This window comes from Neptunitalea chrysea, from assembly GCF_027924145.1.
Lineage (GTDB): Bacteria > Bacteroidota > Bacteroidia > Flavobacteriales > Flavobacteriaceae > Neptunitalea > Neptunitalea chrysea.
On the sequence record NZ_BRVP01000008.1, the window covers coordinates 89,031 to 104,408 of the forward strand.

General features: G+C 33.6%; 13 protein-coding genes. 10 read left to right on the forward strand and 3 right to left on the reverse strand.

Annotated features, from left to right (window positions below; all coding sequences use genetic code 11):
- Position 1: 1 nt before the first annotated feature.
- From NBRC110019_RS07300 to NBRC110019_RS07315, 4 genes are all read left to right on the forward strand, one after another.
- Positions 2-793 (forward strand): N-formylglutamate amidohydrolase, encoded by a 792-nt coding sequence (locus NBRC110019_RS07300; RefSeq protein WP_281753640.1) that lies wholly within the window; start codon positions 2-4, stop codon positions 791-793.
- Entirely contained in the window at positions 793-2,175 is a 1,383-nt protein-coding gene (hutF, locus tag NBRC110019_RS07305) for a formimidoylglutamate deiminase (protein WP_281753641.1), read from the forward strand. The genes NBRC110019_RS07300 and hutF overlap by 1 nt, the downstream gene beginning before the upstream one ends.
- A gap of 121 nt (positions 2,176-2,296) precedes the next feature.
- The gene (locus NBRC110019_RS07310) at positions 2,297-3,145 is read left to right on the forward strand and encodes a substrate-binding domain-containing protein (protein ID WP_281753642.1); all 849 of its coding nucleotides are present in this window, start codon (positions 2,297-2,299) and stop codon (positions 3,143-3,145) included.
- Positions 3,146-3,221: 76 nt separating this feature from the next.
- Positions 3,222-3,392: a hypothetical protein gene (locus tag NBRC110019_RS07315; RefSeq protein WP_281753643.1), complete on the forward strand. Its 171-nt coding sequence runs from the start codon at positions 3,222-3,224 to the stop codon at positions 3,390-3,392.
- Between the two features lie 7 nt (positions 3,393-3,399).
- Here the strand turns inward: NBRC110019_RS07315 and NBRC110019_RS07320 are convergent, their stop codons facing one another.
- Positions 3,400-4,065 carry a uracil-DNA glycosylase gene (locus NBRC110019_RS07320; RefSeq protein WP_281753644.1) on the reverse strand — a complete coding sequence of 222 codons (666 nt, stop codon included), beginning with the start codon at positions 4,063-4,065 and terminating at the stop codon, positions 3,400-3,402.
- A 50-nt stretch (positions 4,066-4,115) separates the two neighbouring features.
- Between NBRC110019_RS07320 and NBRC110019_RS07325 the strand changes: the two genes are divergently transcribed.
- Positions 4,116-6,287 (forward strand): endonuclease MutS2, encoded by a 2,172-nt coding sequence (locus NBRC110019_RS07325; RefSeq protein ID WP_281753645.1) that lies wholly within the window; start codon positions 4,116-4,118, stop codon positions 6,285-6,287.
- Positions 6,287-6,706 carry a thiol-disulfide oxidoreductase DCC family protein gene (locus NBRC110019_RS07330; RefSeq protein ID WP_281753647.1) on the forward strand — a complete coding sequence of 140 codons (420 nt, stop codon included), beginning with the start codon at positions 6,287-6,289 and terminating at the stop codon, positions 6,704-6,706. Before NBRC110019_RS07325 ends, NBRC110019_RS07330 begins: the two co-directional genes overlap by 1 nt.
- Here the strand turns inward: NBRC110019_RS07330 and NBRC110019_RS07335 are convergent.
- Together NBRC110019_RS07335 and NBRC110019_RS07340 are read right to left on the reverse strand one after the other, a co-directional pair.
- Complete coding sequence (locus NBRC110019_RS07335) at positions 6,703-7,836, reverse strand: Pycsar system effector family protein (protein WP_281753648.1); 1,134 nt, start codon at positions 7,834-7,836, stop codon at positions 6,703-6,705. The genes NBRC110019_RS07330 and NBRC110019_RS07335 overlap by 4 nt on opposite strands.
- A gap of 117 nt (positions 7,837-7,953) precedes the next feature.
- The gene (locus NBRC110019_RS07340) at positions 7,954-8,106 is read right to left on the reverse strand and encodes a hypothetical protein (protein WP_281753649.1); all 153 of its coding nucleotides are present in this window, start codon (positions 8,104-8,106) and stop codon (positions 7,954-7,956) included.
- Positions 8,107-8,315: 209 nt separating this feature from the next.
- On the opposite strand from NBRC110019_RS07340, the gene uvrA reads away from it, so the two are divergent.
- The 4 genes from uvrA to NBRC110019_RS07360 all read left to right on the forward strand — a co-directional run bounded on the left by uvrA (position 8,316) and on the right by NBRC110019_RS07360 (position 15,371).
- Positions 8,316-11,147: an excinuclease ABC subunit UvrA gene (gene uvrA, locus NBRC110019_RS07345; protein WP_281753650.1), complete on the forward strand. Its 2,832-nt coding sequence runs from the start codon at positions 8,316-8,318 to the stop codon at positions 11,145-11,147.
- 7 nt (positions 11,148-11,154) lie between these two features.
- The gene (locus NBRC110019_RS07350) at positions 11,155-11,844 is read left to right on the forward strand and encodes an LOG family protein (RefSeq protein ID WP_281753651.1); all 690 of its coding nucleotides are present in this window, start codon (positions 11,155-11,157) and stop codon (positions 11,842-11,844) included.
- A 116-nt stretch (positions 11,845-11,960) separates the two neighbouring features.
- Positions 11,961-12,515, forward strand: a complete 555-nt coding sequence (locus NBRC110019_RS07355) for a ClpP family protease (RefSeq protein ID WP_281753652.1) — start codon at positions 11,961-11,963, stop codon at positions 12,513-12,515.
- 87 nt (positions 12,516-12,602) lie between these two features.
- Positions 12,603-15,371 (forward strand): gluzincin family metallopeptidase, encoded by a 2,769-nt coding sequence (locus NBRC110019_RS07360; RefSeq protein WP_281753653.1) that lies wholly within the window; start codon positions 12,603-12,605, stop codon positions 15,369-15,371.
- The last annotated feature ends 7 nt before the right edge of the window (positions 15,372-15,378 follow it).

Here is a 15,378-nt window from a genome sequence, read left to right on the forward strand (position 1 = left end):
AATGATTTATTCTATTATAGAGCCAACAGCACCAAAAGTGCCAATTTTAATAAGCTCACCCCACTCAGGAACTGATTTTCCTGAAGAAATAAAACAACAATTATTACCTGAAGCAGTTAACAATCCAGATGACACCGATTGGTTTATAGATACGTTGTATAACTTTGCTTCAGACATGGGAATTACCATAATAAAAGCCAATTACAACCGTTGGGTAATAGACCTTAACAGAGACCCTAATAGCAAACCGCTCTACAACGATGGTCGTGTTATTACAGGCCTAGTACCTGAAACCGATTTTAACGGTAATCCACTCTACTCAGACAAAACACCTGACGAACAGGAAATTAAAAGAAGAATTGAACACTATTATAAGCCTTACCACAAAAAGGTTGGAGAATTACTCCAAGAACTAAAAGACACTTTTGGCTATGCCATTTTGTTTGACGCACATTCTATAAGGCGTATGGTTCCCGGAATTAGAAAAACTCCCTTTCCACAGCTTATCCTCGGAGATAATGATGAAACCTCAGCTGCACCTCAAATTATAAAAGCAGCCTTAGATGCTATTACACAATCTAATTACGAAGCCACCCATAATCATCCTTTTAAAGGGGGATATATTACACGTTACTTTGGAAAACCAGAAGAAAACATTCATGCCTTGCAATTAGAAATGGCTAAAACCAATTACATGAATGCTTCTGAAACTGCTTTTAGTGAGGAAAATGCAGCAGAAATAAGAATCGTGCTAAAGCAGTTATTTACAAACCTTATTGCTACAAAACTCTAATGAAAAAAGAATTTCATTTTAAAGGGTTACTTACTGAAAACGGATGGTTAACAAACGTATTGGTAAGTACAGAAAACGGTAAAACCACCAAGATTTCACCAAATACAGATCCTACTACAGATACACACATAACCAAAGGTTTCGCCTTACCTGGTTTTCAAAATGCACACTCACATGCTTTTCAGTATGCCATGGCCGGCTTAGCAGAATTACATGAGGGAGACGGTATTCCTGATGATTTCTGGAGCTGGAGAAGTGCTATGTACGATTTGGCCTTAACCTTGTCTCCTGAACAGATGGAAGCTATAGCTACCCAACTATACGCAGAAATGGCAAGGCATGGGTATACTGCTGTAACAGAGTTCCATTACTTACATCACCAACCAGATGGTACTCCCTATGCTAAAGTAGCTGAAATGGGACAACGTTTAATCAATGCCGCTAAAACAGCGGGAATTCATATTACATTAGTCCCTATGTTCTACCAAAAAGGTGGTTTTGGTATAGAACCTACCAAGAAACAGCGCAGATTTATTTCGCCTACTATAGAAGATTACTACAAATTACTTGAAGCAACCAAAGAAGCTTGTACCACTTATCAATTTGCCTCTTACGGCATGGGAATTCATTCGTTAAGAGCGGTTCAGGAAGAAGATATTCTAAAATTAACTTCGGAATATGACGGAAGTATCCCTTTTCATATACACGTTTCAGAACAACTTAAAGAAATTGAGGATTCTATAAACTATTACGGCAAACGTCCGGTTCAATGGTTATTAGACAACGTTGCCCTTAACGAAAACTACCACTTGGTACATGCTACACATTTAGATGATGCTGAAGTAAAGGGAATAGCAAAATCAGGTGCACATGTGGTATTATGTCCTTCTACAGAAGGAAACCTTGGAGATGGTATTTTTAGACTTCATGATTTTAAAGAATTTGGAGGTAATTGGAGCATTGGTACCGATAGTCATATTGGCTTAAATCCATTAGAGGAGTTACGCATACTAGATTATGGTCAACGTTTAATAACACATAAACGTACTTCCTTCTATCAACTTAAGCAGGGTGATAGTGGTTTTAATGCTATTAAAATGATGTGGCAATCAGGTAGAAAAGCCATGGGACAATCTGCCAATGAATTTTTCAAAATAGGAGCTTCTTTTGATGCTGTAGTCATAGATGCTTCGCATCCGCTGTTAAGAACTTCTGGAACAAAAAACCTATGCAATACCATAGTATATGCGCAAGATGTGTCTAACATCTTTGGTACTATTGTTAACGGAAAATGGATTGTATTTAATAGAGATCATTACAATACCAACATTGAAGAGCAATTTTATGAGATACTCGCTACATTGAAAACAAGAAATAACTAAACACCCATTAAAAGAAAAAAATACAGATTCCTTAGAATAACAGGTATACCAATTTTGGACAATTCATCTTTAATTTTGCCATCGGATATCCATTCTAAAAACAACACATAGACAACCACATATGAAGCATATTACCATAGCTGGCGTTCCTGAACATTTTAACCTACCATGGCACCTTGCCATAGAAGATGAAGCTTTTGAAGAAAGAGGTATTGAATTAGAATTTACAGAAGTACCGCAAGGTACTGGTAAAATGTGTCAGATGTTACGCAACGGAGAAACCGATTTAGCCATTATTCTAACAGAAGGAATTGTGAAGGATATTGCAGCAGGCAATCCTTCGAAAATAGTACAGGGATATGTAGATTCTCCTTTGCTATGGGGAATACACGTAGCAACCAATGCACCATACCACTCTGTTGAAGATTTAAAAGGTACCAAAGCAGCTATCTCTCGTTTTGGTAGCGGAAGTCATTTAATGGCGTATGTAAATGCGGCTAACCAAAATTGGGATATTACAAAAGATTTACATTTTGAAGTAGTAAACACCTTAGATGGGGCTATTGAAGCACTAACTGAAGATACTGCTCAATACTTTATGTGGGAACGTTTTACTACCAAACCGATTGTAGACAAAGGTATTTTTAAACGTATTACCGACTGCCCTACTCCGTGGCCATGTTTTGTAATTGCTGCTACAGACAAATTTCTTAAAGAAAACCCAGCTGTTTTAAATCACATCTTAGAGGTGATAAACACCTATACCGAAGAGTTTAAAATTATTCCAAGTATAGACAGAACCATTGCCAACCGATATGGGATACAATTGAAAGATGTAAAAGATTGGTTGCATATTACCCGTTGGGGACAACAGCAGCTAAGTAATACTACTATTACCAAAGTAATAGAGCAATTAACAGCCTTGGAGTTGATTGAAAGTAAGGTTAGTAGTTCTGATATTTTGTGGTAGAATAATTTTAACAGAATTACATTTGCTTTATAGGTAGAAAATATTGTTTCTTGCACATACTTATAACTTGTTTTATATGAAAAGATTAATGATTGTAGCTGTAGCACTAGTATCTTTCACTACATTTTCCTGTAAATCGTATTGTGGAAGAGGGTGTGTAAACCGTCATAGTTCAGTAACTCCTAAAAAGGATACTATTCATAATTCTGATGTTACTTTGCTTGAAGAAACATCAGAATTCAACTAATATATTGCTACCACTGTATAGGTGCTACTCCCTTACTTGCTAAAAAAGTATTGCAATTTGAAAAATGCTTATTACCAAACCAATAACCTCGGTTAGCACTTAGAGGTGATGGGTGACCCGTGGTTAGCACATGGTGTTTTTTACCATCAATTAATTTTACTTTCTTTTTAGCAAAACCGCCCCAAAGTAAAAAGACAACATCTTGTTTGTATTCAGATACGGTTTTTATTACGGCATCAGTAAAGGTTTCCCAGCCTTTGTTTTGGTGACTTCCGGCTTGGTGAGCTCTAACCGTTAAAGTAGCATTTAATAACAGTACTCCTTGGTCTGCCCATCGTTCTAGATTACCACTTTGCGGATACGGAATCCCTAAATCGGTTTCTATTTCTTTAAAAATATTAATTAATGAAGGTGGATGTGCAATACCATCCTGTACCGAAAAACACAAACCATTAGCCTGATTAGGTCCATGATACGGATCCTGGCCAATAATAACTACCTTTAAATCGTCAAATGAACAATGATCAAAAGCTGCAAAAATTTCCTTTCCTTTGGGATAACAAGTATGTTGTTGGTATTCTTGTTTTACAAAATGGGTCAACTCTTCAAAGTAGGGTTTATCAAATTCATTTCGTAAAAATGGTTTCCAGCTATCATGCATATCTACGTTCATTAGATTTTAGTTATTTTTGTAACGCTGTAAAATTAGCATAAAATTAGACAATGCTTAAAATTCATAATAAATCATTACAAGACCTTGAGTTTGCAAAGGTTCTTGAACAAATATCAGAATACTGTTCTACCGAACTGGGTAAAGAGACTGCCTTAAAGATTGTTCCTTATAAAACTGAGGAAGAACTTTTTTCAGGACTTTACAAAACACATGAGTATGTAGGCTCTTTTGACAATAACAATGCTATTCCTAATCATTATTTTGAAGGTATTGGTCAAGAACTACAATTATTGGGTATTGAGAATTCATTAATAGAAATTAGTGGGTTTAGAAAAGTCAACGCTTTATCTAACACCGTAAATTTACACATTAACTTCTTTAAAAAATTTAAAGAGTACTACCCTACCTTATTTAAACTGTCGGACGATATAGAATATACCACTGCTATTATTGAAAAAATAGACGGTGTCATCGATCGTTTTGGTGAAATAAAAGACGATGCTTCACCTTCACTTCTAAATATTAGAAGAGAAATGAACGGAGTGAAAGGTAAAATAAATCAGAGTTTTAGCAGCGCTTTAAGCATGTATAACAGTTCGGGTTTACTGGATGATATAAGGGAAACCGTTGTTGAAAACCGAAGAGTATTGGCCGTAAAGGCAATGTATCGTAAGCGTGTGAAAGGTACTGCCTTGGGCACTTCTAAAACTGGAAGTATTATTTATATAGAACCACAGGCTACAGAGCAATTCACCAGACAATTGGTAAACCTTCAGTTTGATGAGCGAGAAGAAATCAACAAAATATTAAAAGAGTTAACTAACTTTTTACGTCCGTATTATGGTTTGTTAATTGCATATCAATCATTTTTAACAACCATCGATGTTGTTTCAGCAAAAGCAAAATATGCACAAAGCATGGATGCTATTTTGCCTAAGATAAATAAAGAGCGTAGACTTAATCTTATAGATGCATACCATCCGTTATTGCTTTTATCTAATAAAAGAAAAAGAGTAGTAACCTATCCACAAACAGTTACATTAAGTGATAACAACCGTATTATAGTAATATCGGGACCCAATGCAGGTGGTAAGAGTATCACCCTTAAAACTATTGGTTTGTTACAACTTATGTTACAAAGCGGTATGTTATTACCAGTACATGAGCGTAGTGAGATATGCTTATTTGAACGTGTATTAACCGATATCGGAGATAATCAATCTATAGAAAATCATTTAAGCACCTATAGCTATCGTTTAAAGAACATGAATTTCTTTTTACGTAAATGTAATAGTAAAACCCTATTCTTAATTGATGAGTTTGGTACCGGATCGGATCCGGAGCTTGGGGGGGCTTTGGCAGAAACCTTTTTAGAAGAATTTTATCATAGAAACGCATTTGGAGTTATTACTACGCACTATGCTAATTTAAAAATGTTGGCTAATGAATTACCAAATGCTAGTAACGCTAATATGCTTTTTGACAGACGCTCATTAGAGCCTTCTTTTAAATTGATTATTGGAGAAGCAGGTAGTTCATTCACCTTTGAAGTAGCACAGAAAAATGGAATTCCGTATGGATTAATTAATCGTGCTAAAAAGAAGATAGAAAAAGGAAAAGTGCGTTTTGATGCTACTATTGCCAAACTTCAAAAGCAACGTAATCAGATGGAAAAAACATCTACTCAGTTAGCTGAAGAAGAAGTAAAAGCAAGAGAAGAAGCTAAGAAGCTTGAAAACTTAAATGAACGTATACAAACTAAGTTAGAAAGCTACCAACAACTTTACGACCATAACCAACGAATGATTTACTTAGGCAACAAGGTAAATGACGCAGCAGAAAGGTATTTCTACAGTAAAAAGAAACGCTCTTTAATTGGTGAATTATTAGCCATTATTGAAACAGAAAACAGCAAACGAAAAGTAAAAACCAAAGAAGAGAAAAAAGAGACCAAAAAACTTACAACGGTAGTAGCCAAAGAAGTTGAGAAGAAAGTAGAAGTGATTAGGGAACAGAAAAAAGAAGAAAAGAAAAAGGTTGCTGAAATAGAAAAGAAAAAGCCTAAACACATCTTTAAAGTTGGTGATAGAGTACGCTTACCTGATGGAAAAGCTGTGGGAACCATTGATACTATTGAACGAAAAAAAGTGGTCATTAATTATGGTTTTTTTACGACTAATGTAGCTATAGACCAACTAGAATTAGTAGAAGCCAAAAAATAATGGAACTACCAAAAGATAAGCATATTGTTTTATTTGACGGAGTATGTAACCTTTGTGATGAAGCGGTACAACGTATTATAAAAAATGATAAGAAAGATTTATATCGTTTTGCTTCATTACAAAGTACTTTAGGGCAAACTCTTTGTGAACAACGTGGAATTGATACTTCTAAAATAGACTCTATCATTTTAATTATACCCGGAATTGCTTATTACTTAAAAGGAGATGCCGCTCTAGAAATTGCTAAAAATATGAGACGTTGGTATCCGTTATTAGGATTTCTAAAAAACATACTTCCTTCTACTATTACCAATAAAGTATATGACTATATTGCACAAAACAGGTATAAATGGTATGGAAAAAAAGAGTCATGTATGATTCCTACCCCTGAATTAAAGGCTAAATTTCTGGATATTTAATTATATATATTGAAAAACACAATGTATAAAATGGTTGAAACTACAATCCCTGCCATAAATACAGCGTAGGTATATTGTAGTATCTTATATTTTTTAGCAACCACTTTACCTAAATAATATAAATCTTTGGTTAGTGAATTATAGATATACTCATTATTGCTAAGCAACATATCCATAGCTCTTTCATACTCTTCAAGACGCACTCTATGAAAGTTCCCAAAAAATAAAATATTCGTTTTCTTATGTGTTATATCTTCATAAGAAAATTTTCCTTTGGTTATCCTGGGGCGGGTAGCAATTACCGATAATATAATCGAAATAACCGTGAATATAACAAACACTAAGGTAGGTACAATTAAAAATGTATTAGACGGATTATCTAACTTAGGAAATATCCTTGAAAAAATAATAGAAATAATAATGGCATTAACCGATAACAAAATGTGCGCTTTTCTATCGGCATTATCACTTAATGAAATATGATTTCGTAACGTAATTCTAAACACCGTATCTCTTCCTTTTTCAACTTGTTTTTGCTGTTGTTTGGTTTCTTTAGAAATTAATTTTAAATAATTACCTTGTACCTTATATGCCCAATTTTTAATGGCATAACTGGTGTAAAATAACTTCGAATCAATAATACCTTTTAGATAGGTAAACCATTCCTTATTAGTTAACTCACTCTCTTTAATAGCATCGTTTTCAGCTCTCCAAAGTGTTTGTTGCTCATTAAAGTTTTTGTCTGCCAAAAACGCATAAACCGCATCTTGTACAAGCATCTCTTCTTTAGTTTTGGGAACTACTTTACTATTTGCTGCTTTTATATATTGTTGAATCAATAAAATTTCTTCTTCAGAGTATCCTTCTTGTTTTAAATACTTTTCTGCAAAATTAAGACTAGTTACCCCTCCATACGCCAAATCCTTATAATAACCCGTTGCACAAAACCATATAGCTACTTGTAAATTCCGTAAGGTTTCTTTATTCATAGCTTTTTCTTCTTTTAACAACGTATCTAAGGCATCCGCTGTAATCATTGAAAAAGTATAGGTGTGAAATACAAAATGACTACTGAAATGGCTTGTATAGATATTAAAAACCGCTTGCTTACATTTTTCAATTCGCTTCATAGCTTCATCTAAATGAAATATAAATAATACCTTTCAAAGGTATAAAGAAGTAATATAAATAAGACAAAAAGAGACTATTAATTTAAACTGGTATACCTATACTGCAATATCATTTTTTTAGTTTCGAAACCATACTAGCCCATCTTTAAAAAAACTAATTTTCACCTTATCATCTATTACTTTCTTCTTTTCTAACGCTTCCTTTTCTTTATGGAATTCAATAAAAGCTATCCATTCTTGTAGTATTGCTCTAATATCTGTTAACAGCATTTTGGGCAACTTCGAGTCCAATAGGTAAATATAGATTTGATGTTTTACTAAGTAATCAAAACCATCATTCAAACTAAGTTTAATGTGGCAAATATTTCTTTCTCTCAACAATACATTATCATCTTCATCATGTTACTATTATGTATTCTATCTTCTTATACAAACGTGTTTATGCCTAAAATTTGTATTTTTGCGGTTTGCAGTAAATTATGAAAAAAAATGACGAGTATATAGAGGTTCAAGGAGCGCGAGTTCACAACTTAAAAAACATTGATGTTTCTATTCCTAGAGAACAACTGGTAGTGATTACGGGCTTATCAGGAAGCGGAAAATCTTCACTGGCTTTTGATACTATTTATGCGGAAGGGCAAAGAAGATATATTGAAACTTTTTCTGCCTACGCCAGACAATTTTTAGGTGGTCTGGAACGACCAGATGTTGATAAAATTGACGGACTTTCACCGGTAATTGCCATTGAACAAAAAACTACGTCAAAATCTCCTCGCTCAACGGTAGGTACCATTACCGAAATTTATGACTTTCTGCGTTTATTATATGCGCGTGCAAGCGATGCCTATAGTTACAATACCGGAGAAAAAATGGTTAGTTACTCCGATGACCAAATTAAAAAGTTAATTATAGAGGACTTTAAAGGGGAACGTATTAACATTTTGGCACCGGTTATTAAATCTAGAAAAGGACACTACCGTGAATTGTTTGAACAAATTTCAAAGCAAGGATTTTTAAAGGTACGTGTTGACGGAGAAATTCGTGATTTGGAACACGGAATGAAAGTAGACCGTTACAAAACACATGATATAGAAATAGTTATTGACAGATTGCAGGTTTCTGAAGGAGTAGAGTTTGAAAAACGCCTATTAGAGAGTATTAATACAGCCATGTATCATGGAGAAGATGTATTAATGGTAATAGCTCATAATGCTAACGAAGGTCGTTACTTTAGTAGAAGTCTTATGTGTCCGTCTTCAGGTATCTCCTATCCTTCTCCAGAACCAAATACATTCTCATTCAATTCCCCAAAAGGAATGTGTCCGCATTGTAAAGGACTTGGGGTGGTACAACATGTGAATATTGATAAAATTATTCCTAATAAAAAAATATCCATTAAAAACGGTGGAATAGCACCTGTTGGAGAATACAAAAAAAGCTGGATTTTTAAGCAATTAGAACTGATTGCTCAACGCTTTGATTTTAAATTATCAGATCCGATTAGCGAGATTCCACAGGAGGCTATAGAGATGATTCTGAATGGAGGAAATGAAAAATTCTCTATAGAATCTAAGGTAATGGGAATTACCCGAGATTATAAGATTGATTTTGAAGGAATCATCAATTTTATTACCAATCAGTATGAAGAAAGTAACACCTCTTCTATCAAACGTTGGGCAAAAGATTTTATGGATAGAATAGAGTGTCCTGAATGTAATGGAAGTCGTTTACGAAAAGAGTCGCTATACTTTAAGGTTAACAACCTAAATATTTCTGAGCTAGCCAATAAAGATATTGTTGAGCTATCTGAATGGTTTAAAAAGTTACCTGATCAACTTTCTAAAAAACAGTTTACCATTGCCGAAGAAATACTGAAAGAAATTAACGCCCGTATTCGCTTTTTACTAGATGTTGGGTTAGAATATTTGTCTTTAAACAGAAGTTCTAAATCGCTATCAGGCGGAGAAGCACAGCGTATACGCTTAGCAACTCAAATAGGATCTCAATTAGTAGGTGTTTTATATATTCTGGATGAACCAAGTATTGGTTTACACCAACGTGATAACGAACGATTAATACATTCCTTAGAATCTCTAAGGGATATAGGTAACTCTATATTGGTAGTTGAGCATGATAAAGATATGATTGAGCAAGCCGATTATGTGATTGATATTGGGCCAAAAGCAGGTAAACATGGTGGACAGATTATTTCGCAAGGATCTCCCAAAGAAATTATGAAGCACCACACCCTGACAGCCGATTATATTAGTGGTGCTAAGGCTATCAAAATTCCTGAAAAACGCAGAGATGGCAATGGTCATGAAATTGTATTAACTGGGTGTACAGGTAACAATCTTAAGAATATTAATGTTCGTTTTCCACTGGGCAAAATGATTGGGGTTACGGGAGTGTCTGGTAGTGGTAAATCTACCTTAATCAATGAAACCCTATACCCTATTTTAAATGCTCATTTTTTCAATGCTCTGAAAAAACCAATGCCATATAAAAAAATAAAAGGTTTAGAGCATATTGATAAAGTGATCGATATTAACCAATCTCCTATTGGTAGAACACCACGTTCTAACCCTGCAACCTACACCGGTGTTTTTAGTGAAATACGTACGTTATTCACCAAAACTCCTGAGTCTATGATACGTGGTTATAAACCGGGGCGTTTTAGTTTTAATGTAGCCGGAGGGCGTTGTGAAACCTGTAAAGGTGGTGGTTTACGTGTTATAGAAATGAACTTTCTACCCGACGTTTATGTAGAATGTGAAACGTGTAACGGGAAGCGTTTCAATAGAGAAACACTTGAAATACGCTACAAAGGAAAATCTATTTCTGACGTGTTAGATATGACCATTGACGAAGCAGTGCCTTTCTTTGAAAATATTCCAAAAATTTATCGTAAGTTAAAAACTATTCAAGATGTTGGTTTGGGCTATATTACACTTGGGCAACAATCTACTACCCTTTCGGGTGGAGAAGCACAACGTATTAAATTAGCGACCGAGCTCTCTAAAAAAGATACCGGAAACACCTTTTATATTTTGGATGAACCAACTACAGGATTGCATTTTGAAGATATTAGAATATTAATGGATGTATTGAATTCGCTGGTAGACAAAGGAAATACGGTACTTATTATAGAGCATAATCTAGATGTAATTAAAATGGCTGATTATATTATAGATATAGGAAAAGAAGGTGGTAAAGGTGGTGGTATGGTTCTTGCTACAGGTACTCCAGAAGAAATTATAAAAAATAAAGAAAGTTATACTGCAAAATTTTTAGAAAAAGAATTACAATAATATACTTATGCCAAACAAAAAACATTCCAAAAGCTGGAACGAAATAAAGACAAACGATTCATGGGCATTGTTTAAAATCATGAGCGAGTTTGTTTCTGGGTTTGAAAAAATGAGTCAGATTGGTCCGTGTGTATCTATTTTTGGTAGTGCACGTATTAAACCAGACCATCCTACATATGAGCTAACAGAACGTATTGCAAAAAAAATTGTAGCATCTGGGTACGGAGTTATTACCGGTGGCGGTCCTGGATTAATGGAGGCTGGTAATAAAGGGGCTCACTTGGCAGGAGGAACTTCTGTAGGACTTAACATTGAATTACCATTTGAACAACATTACAACCCATACATTGATAGTGATAAAATGTTAGATTTTGATTACTTCTTTGTTAGAAAAGTAATGTTTGTTAAATACTCTCAAGGTTTTGTAGTAATGCCCGGAGGTTTTGGTACTATGGATGAGCTTTTTGAAGCTATTACTTTAATACAAACCGGAAAAATAGATAAATTTCCAATTATTTTAGTTGGCACAAAATTCTGGAGTGGACTTTTCGACTGGATTAAAGAGACCTTATTTCATCAATATGGAAACGTTAGTGAAAAAGATCTTGACCTTGTAAAAATTGTAGATCATGAAGATGAAGTTGTAGAAATATTAGACAATTTCTATAAAGAATATAATTTAAGTCCTAACTTTTAATTAAAAAATAAAACTTAGTTTCTACTTCAATTTTTATTATTACTTTACACTATTAAAAACATTTTGAAACCTTGTTCTTTATGAAAAGGTTTATATTGCCAAAATATTAAATACGTATGAGCCAAAAGAAAATACAAGAAGCTATAGATGGTAAACTACTAGAACAAAGAAAAATATTTCTTTGGGGACAAGTAGATGATGATACTGCAAAACATGTTATAGACCGTCTAATGTATTTAGAACTTTCTGAACCTGCTACAGAAATTCAGTTAATTGTTAATAGTCCTGGTGGTTATGTTACTTCAGGCTTTGCTATATATGACACCATGAAAGCTATTAGTAGCCCTGTTGCTACTATTTGTACTGGTTTTGCAGCTTCTATGGGATCTATTTTGCTTTCTGCAGGAGAAAAGGGAAAACGCTTTATAATGCCTAACGCCCGTGTTATGATTCACCAACCAAGTGGTGGTGCCAGAGGACAGGCTTCTGACATTGAAATTCAAATGGAGGAAATTATCAAAACACGTCTGTTAAGTGCAGAGATATTAGCCGAAAACTGTGGTCAGCCTTTAGAAAAAATAATGAAAGATTTTAATAGAGACTACTGGATGTCTGCCGAAGAATCTATTGCTTATGGCATTGTAGATCAAGGTATAGATAAATTAGTGTAACCAATACTGTTTAGCCCAAACCAAAGCATGTGGTACACTCTTAAAAGTAATTCAATAAATAGAATTAAATATCTGGCATTTTTATGTTTGGCTTGCAACTTCGTATTTGCTCAAAATGAACAGCAGATAACAGCTACCCTACATGAAAATGCCAAATCTATTAATATACAACAGAAAATTACCTTTACCAATCATAGTAAAGATACACTAAACCAAATTTACTTATACGATTGGAACAATGCTTACCAAAATAAAAATACTGCATTGGCAAAACGTTTTGCCGAAGAATTTGATAAAAGTCTTCATTTTGCGAACGAAGAACAGCGAGGCAACACCAAAATAATTTCGTTAATCGATAAAAACTTTAATCCTCTAAATTGGAAACGATTAGAAGCTGATGATATTATAAAGGTACAGCTTAAATCACCTGTTTACCCCGGAGAAAATTATATATTAGATGTTACCTATACTATTAAACTACCTTCTGCAGAATTTACAGGATATGGATACAATAAAAATGGTCGCATAAAATTAGAGTACTGGTACTTATCTCCTATTCCTTACACTACCGATTGGAATTTGTATAGTAACATGAACTTAAACGATATGTATTTGGAACCTAGTAATTATTCCATAGGTTTCAATTACCCCATTTCATTACATTTAACTACCAATGCAGATTCTATAACAGAAAAACCGGTTGACAGTTACATACAATCCAAGCTATACTTCAAAAACGCTAAATCTGTAAAATTTTATTTAGAACCTACTAAAACCTTTACTACCATTGAAACAGAACATGTTCTATTTAAAACAAACATAGTTCCTGTTAATATTTCTGAACCAGTTTCATTTTTATCATTAGATAAGGTTAGTAGATTTCTTAATACCTATTTAGATAATAAAGAACAAATAAAAATACTCATTTCAGAAAGTGACTATCGCAAAAATCCTATTTATGGATTAAGTCAATTACCTTCTTTTTTACGTCCTTTTCAAGACCAGTTTATATATGAGCTTAAACTCCTTAAAACATCACTAAATAATTATCTATTAGAAGCTATTGATGCAGATCCTAGAAAAGATAAATGGGTTTTTGATACCATAGAAACCTATTTAATGATGCAGTTTATTGAAGACTACTATCCTGATATGAAAATGGCTGGAAATTTTGCTAACATATGGGGAATTAAAAGTTTTCACTTCTCGCAGATGGATTTTAACGAGCAATATCAAATGTACTACATGTTAATGGCTCGTAAGCATATAGACCAGCCTATGTCTATGGAGAGAGATTCATTAATTAAGTTTAATAATAATATTGCCAATAAATACAAAGCAGGTATTGGTCTTAAATATTTAGATGATTATAACGAAGATAAAATAGGCATCCCTGTAATTAGTGAATTTCTAAATTCAGGCAACACTACTAAAGAAAATTTTGAAAACTTACTAGTGTCCAATTCCAAAAAAGATATTAATTGGTTTTTTAACGATTATGTAAACAGTACGAAAAAAATTGATTATAAGATTACTTGCATTAAAGAAAATAAAGACTCATTAAACATTAGGGTTAAAAATAAAATGACTGCTAATGTTCCTATATCTCTATATACTTTTAAAAACAAACAGCTTGTAAACAAATATTGGTTAGAGAATATTAATGATACCAAAACCATTAATATTAAAAATAATGGTGAAGATAAGTTTGTTCTTAATTATGAAAAAATAATTCCTGAGTACAATCAACGAAACAATTATAAATCTACCAAAGGTTTTCTTCTTAATCATAAACCACTCCAAGTGCGTTTATTTCAGGATGCGGAAGACCCTAACTACAATCAGGTGTTTTTTATGCCCGAGTTTGGTTTCAACCTTTACGATGGTTTAATCTTAGGTACTAAATTGTACAACAAAACACTTTTAACAAAACCATTTTTATATACTATACGACCACAATATGGTTTTAGTTCTAAAGATATTGTTGGTGGTGCCTCTGTACAATACCGTCAATTTGTAGAAAATTCAAATTTGTTTTTAATTAACTATGCATTATCGGGTGCCTATTATCACTATGCAGAAGGATTGGTATATAAATCATTTACTCCATCTGTTAGCTTTACATTCAGACCAGAAGATCTTCGTTCTAATAAACGACAAAGACTTAATGTAAGAGCAGTTAATATTGAACGCCAAGAAGACACATTAGTAGTACTGGAAAACCCAAGTTACACTGTTTTTAATGCGCGTTATCTTAATTACAATAACGATATATTAAATTATAAATCTTGGTTTATTGATGCTCAAGTAGGTAATAAATTTTCTAAAGTTTCATTTAACTACGAGTATCGCAAACTATACAACAGTAACAGACAGTTGAACATTAGAGTTTTTGGTGGTAAATTCATTCATAACAACACCAACACAAATTACTTTGATTTTGCTTTAGACAGACCAACTGATTACTTGTTTGATTACAACTATTTAGGGCGATCTGAAAATTCAGGGTTGTTTAGTCAGCAATTAATAATGGCTGAAGGTGGTTTTAAATCTAAATTAATTCCGCAGTATAGCAACGACTGGATGCTTACAACTAACTTTAGTACCAGTATCTATAGATGGATTGAAGCCTATGGCGACTTAGGTTTTGTAAAAAATAAACACATGCCAACTAAATTTGTATACGATTCTGGTATTCGATTAAATCTTGTTACTGATTATTTTGAGCTCTACTTACCAGTTTACTCTAACAACGGTTGGGAAATTTCAGATCCTTCATATGCTAATAACATCCGATTTGTAGTTACTATTTCTCCAAGAGCACTTACTGGGCTGTTTACTCGTAAGTGGTTCTAAAGGAAAC

Excerpts from the sequence above, each read along its gene's own strand:
- NBRC110019_RS07350 (WP_281753651.1), top strand. The coding sequence starts at position 11,155 with ATGCCAAACAAAAAACATTCCAAAAGCTGGAACGAAATAAAGACAAAC.
- NBRC110019_RS07330 (WP_281753647.1), top strand. The coding sequence starts at position 6,287 with ATGGAACTACCAAAAGATAAGCATATTGTTTTATTTGACGGAGTATGT.
- NBRC110019_RS07315 (WP_281753643.1), top strand. The coding sequence starts at position 3,222 with ATGAAAAGATTAATGATTGTAGCTGTAGCACTAGTATCTTTCACTACA.
- uvrA (WP_281753650.1), top strand. The coding sequence starts at position 8,316 with ATGAAAAAAAATGACGAGTATATAGAGGTTCAAGGAGCGCGAGTTCAC.
- NBRC110019_RS07310 (WP_281753642.1), top strand. The coding sequence starts at position 2,297 with ATGAAGCATATTACCATAGCTGGCGTTCCTGAACATTTTAACCTACCA.
- hutF (WP_281753641.1), top strand. The coding sequence starts at position 793 with ATGAAAAAAGAATTTCATTTTAAAGGGTTACTTACTGAAAACGGATGG.
- NBRC110019_RS07355 (WP_281753652.1), top strand. The coding sequence starts at position 11,961 with ATGAGCCAAAAGAAAATACAAGAAGCTATAGATGGTAAACTACTAGAA.
- NBRC110019_RS07335 (WP_281753648.1), bottom strand. The coding sequence starts at position 7,836 with ATGAAGCGAATTGAAAAATGTAAGCAAGCGGTTTTTAATATCTATACA.
- NBRC110019_RS07300 (WP_281753640.1), top strand. The coding sequence starts at position 2 with ATGATTTATTCTATTATAGAGCCAACAGCACCAAAAGTGCCAATTTTA.
- NBRC110019_RS07340 (WP_281753649.1), bottom strand. The coding sequence starts at position 8,106 with ATGCTGTTAACAGATATTAGAGCAATACTACAAGAATGGATAGCTTTT.
- NBRC110019_RS07320 (WP_281753644.1), bottom strand. The coding sequence starts at position 4,065 with ATGAACGTAGATATGCATGATAGCTGGAAACCATTTTTACGAAATGAA.
- NBRC110019_RS07325 (WP_281753645.1), top strand. The coding sequence starts at position 4,116 with ATGCTTAAAATTCATAATAAATCATTACAAGACCTTGAGTTTGCAAAG.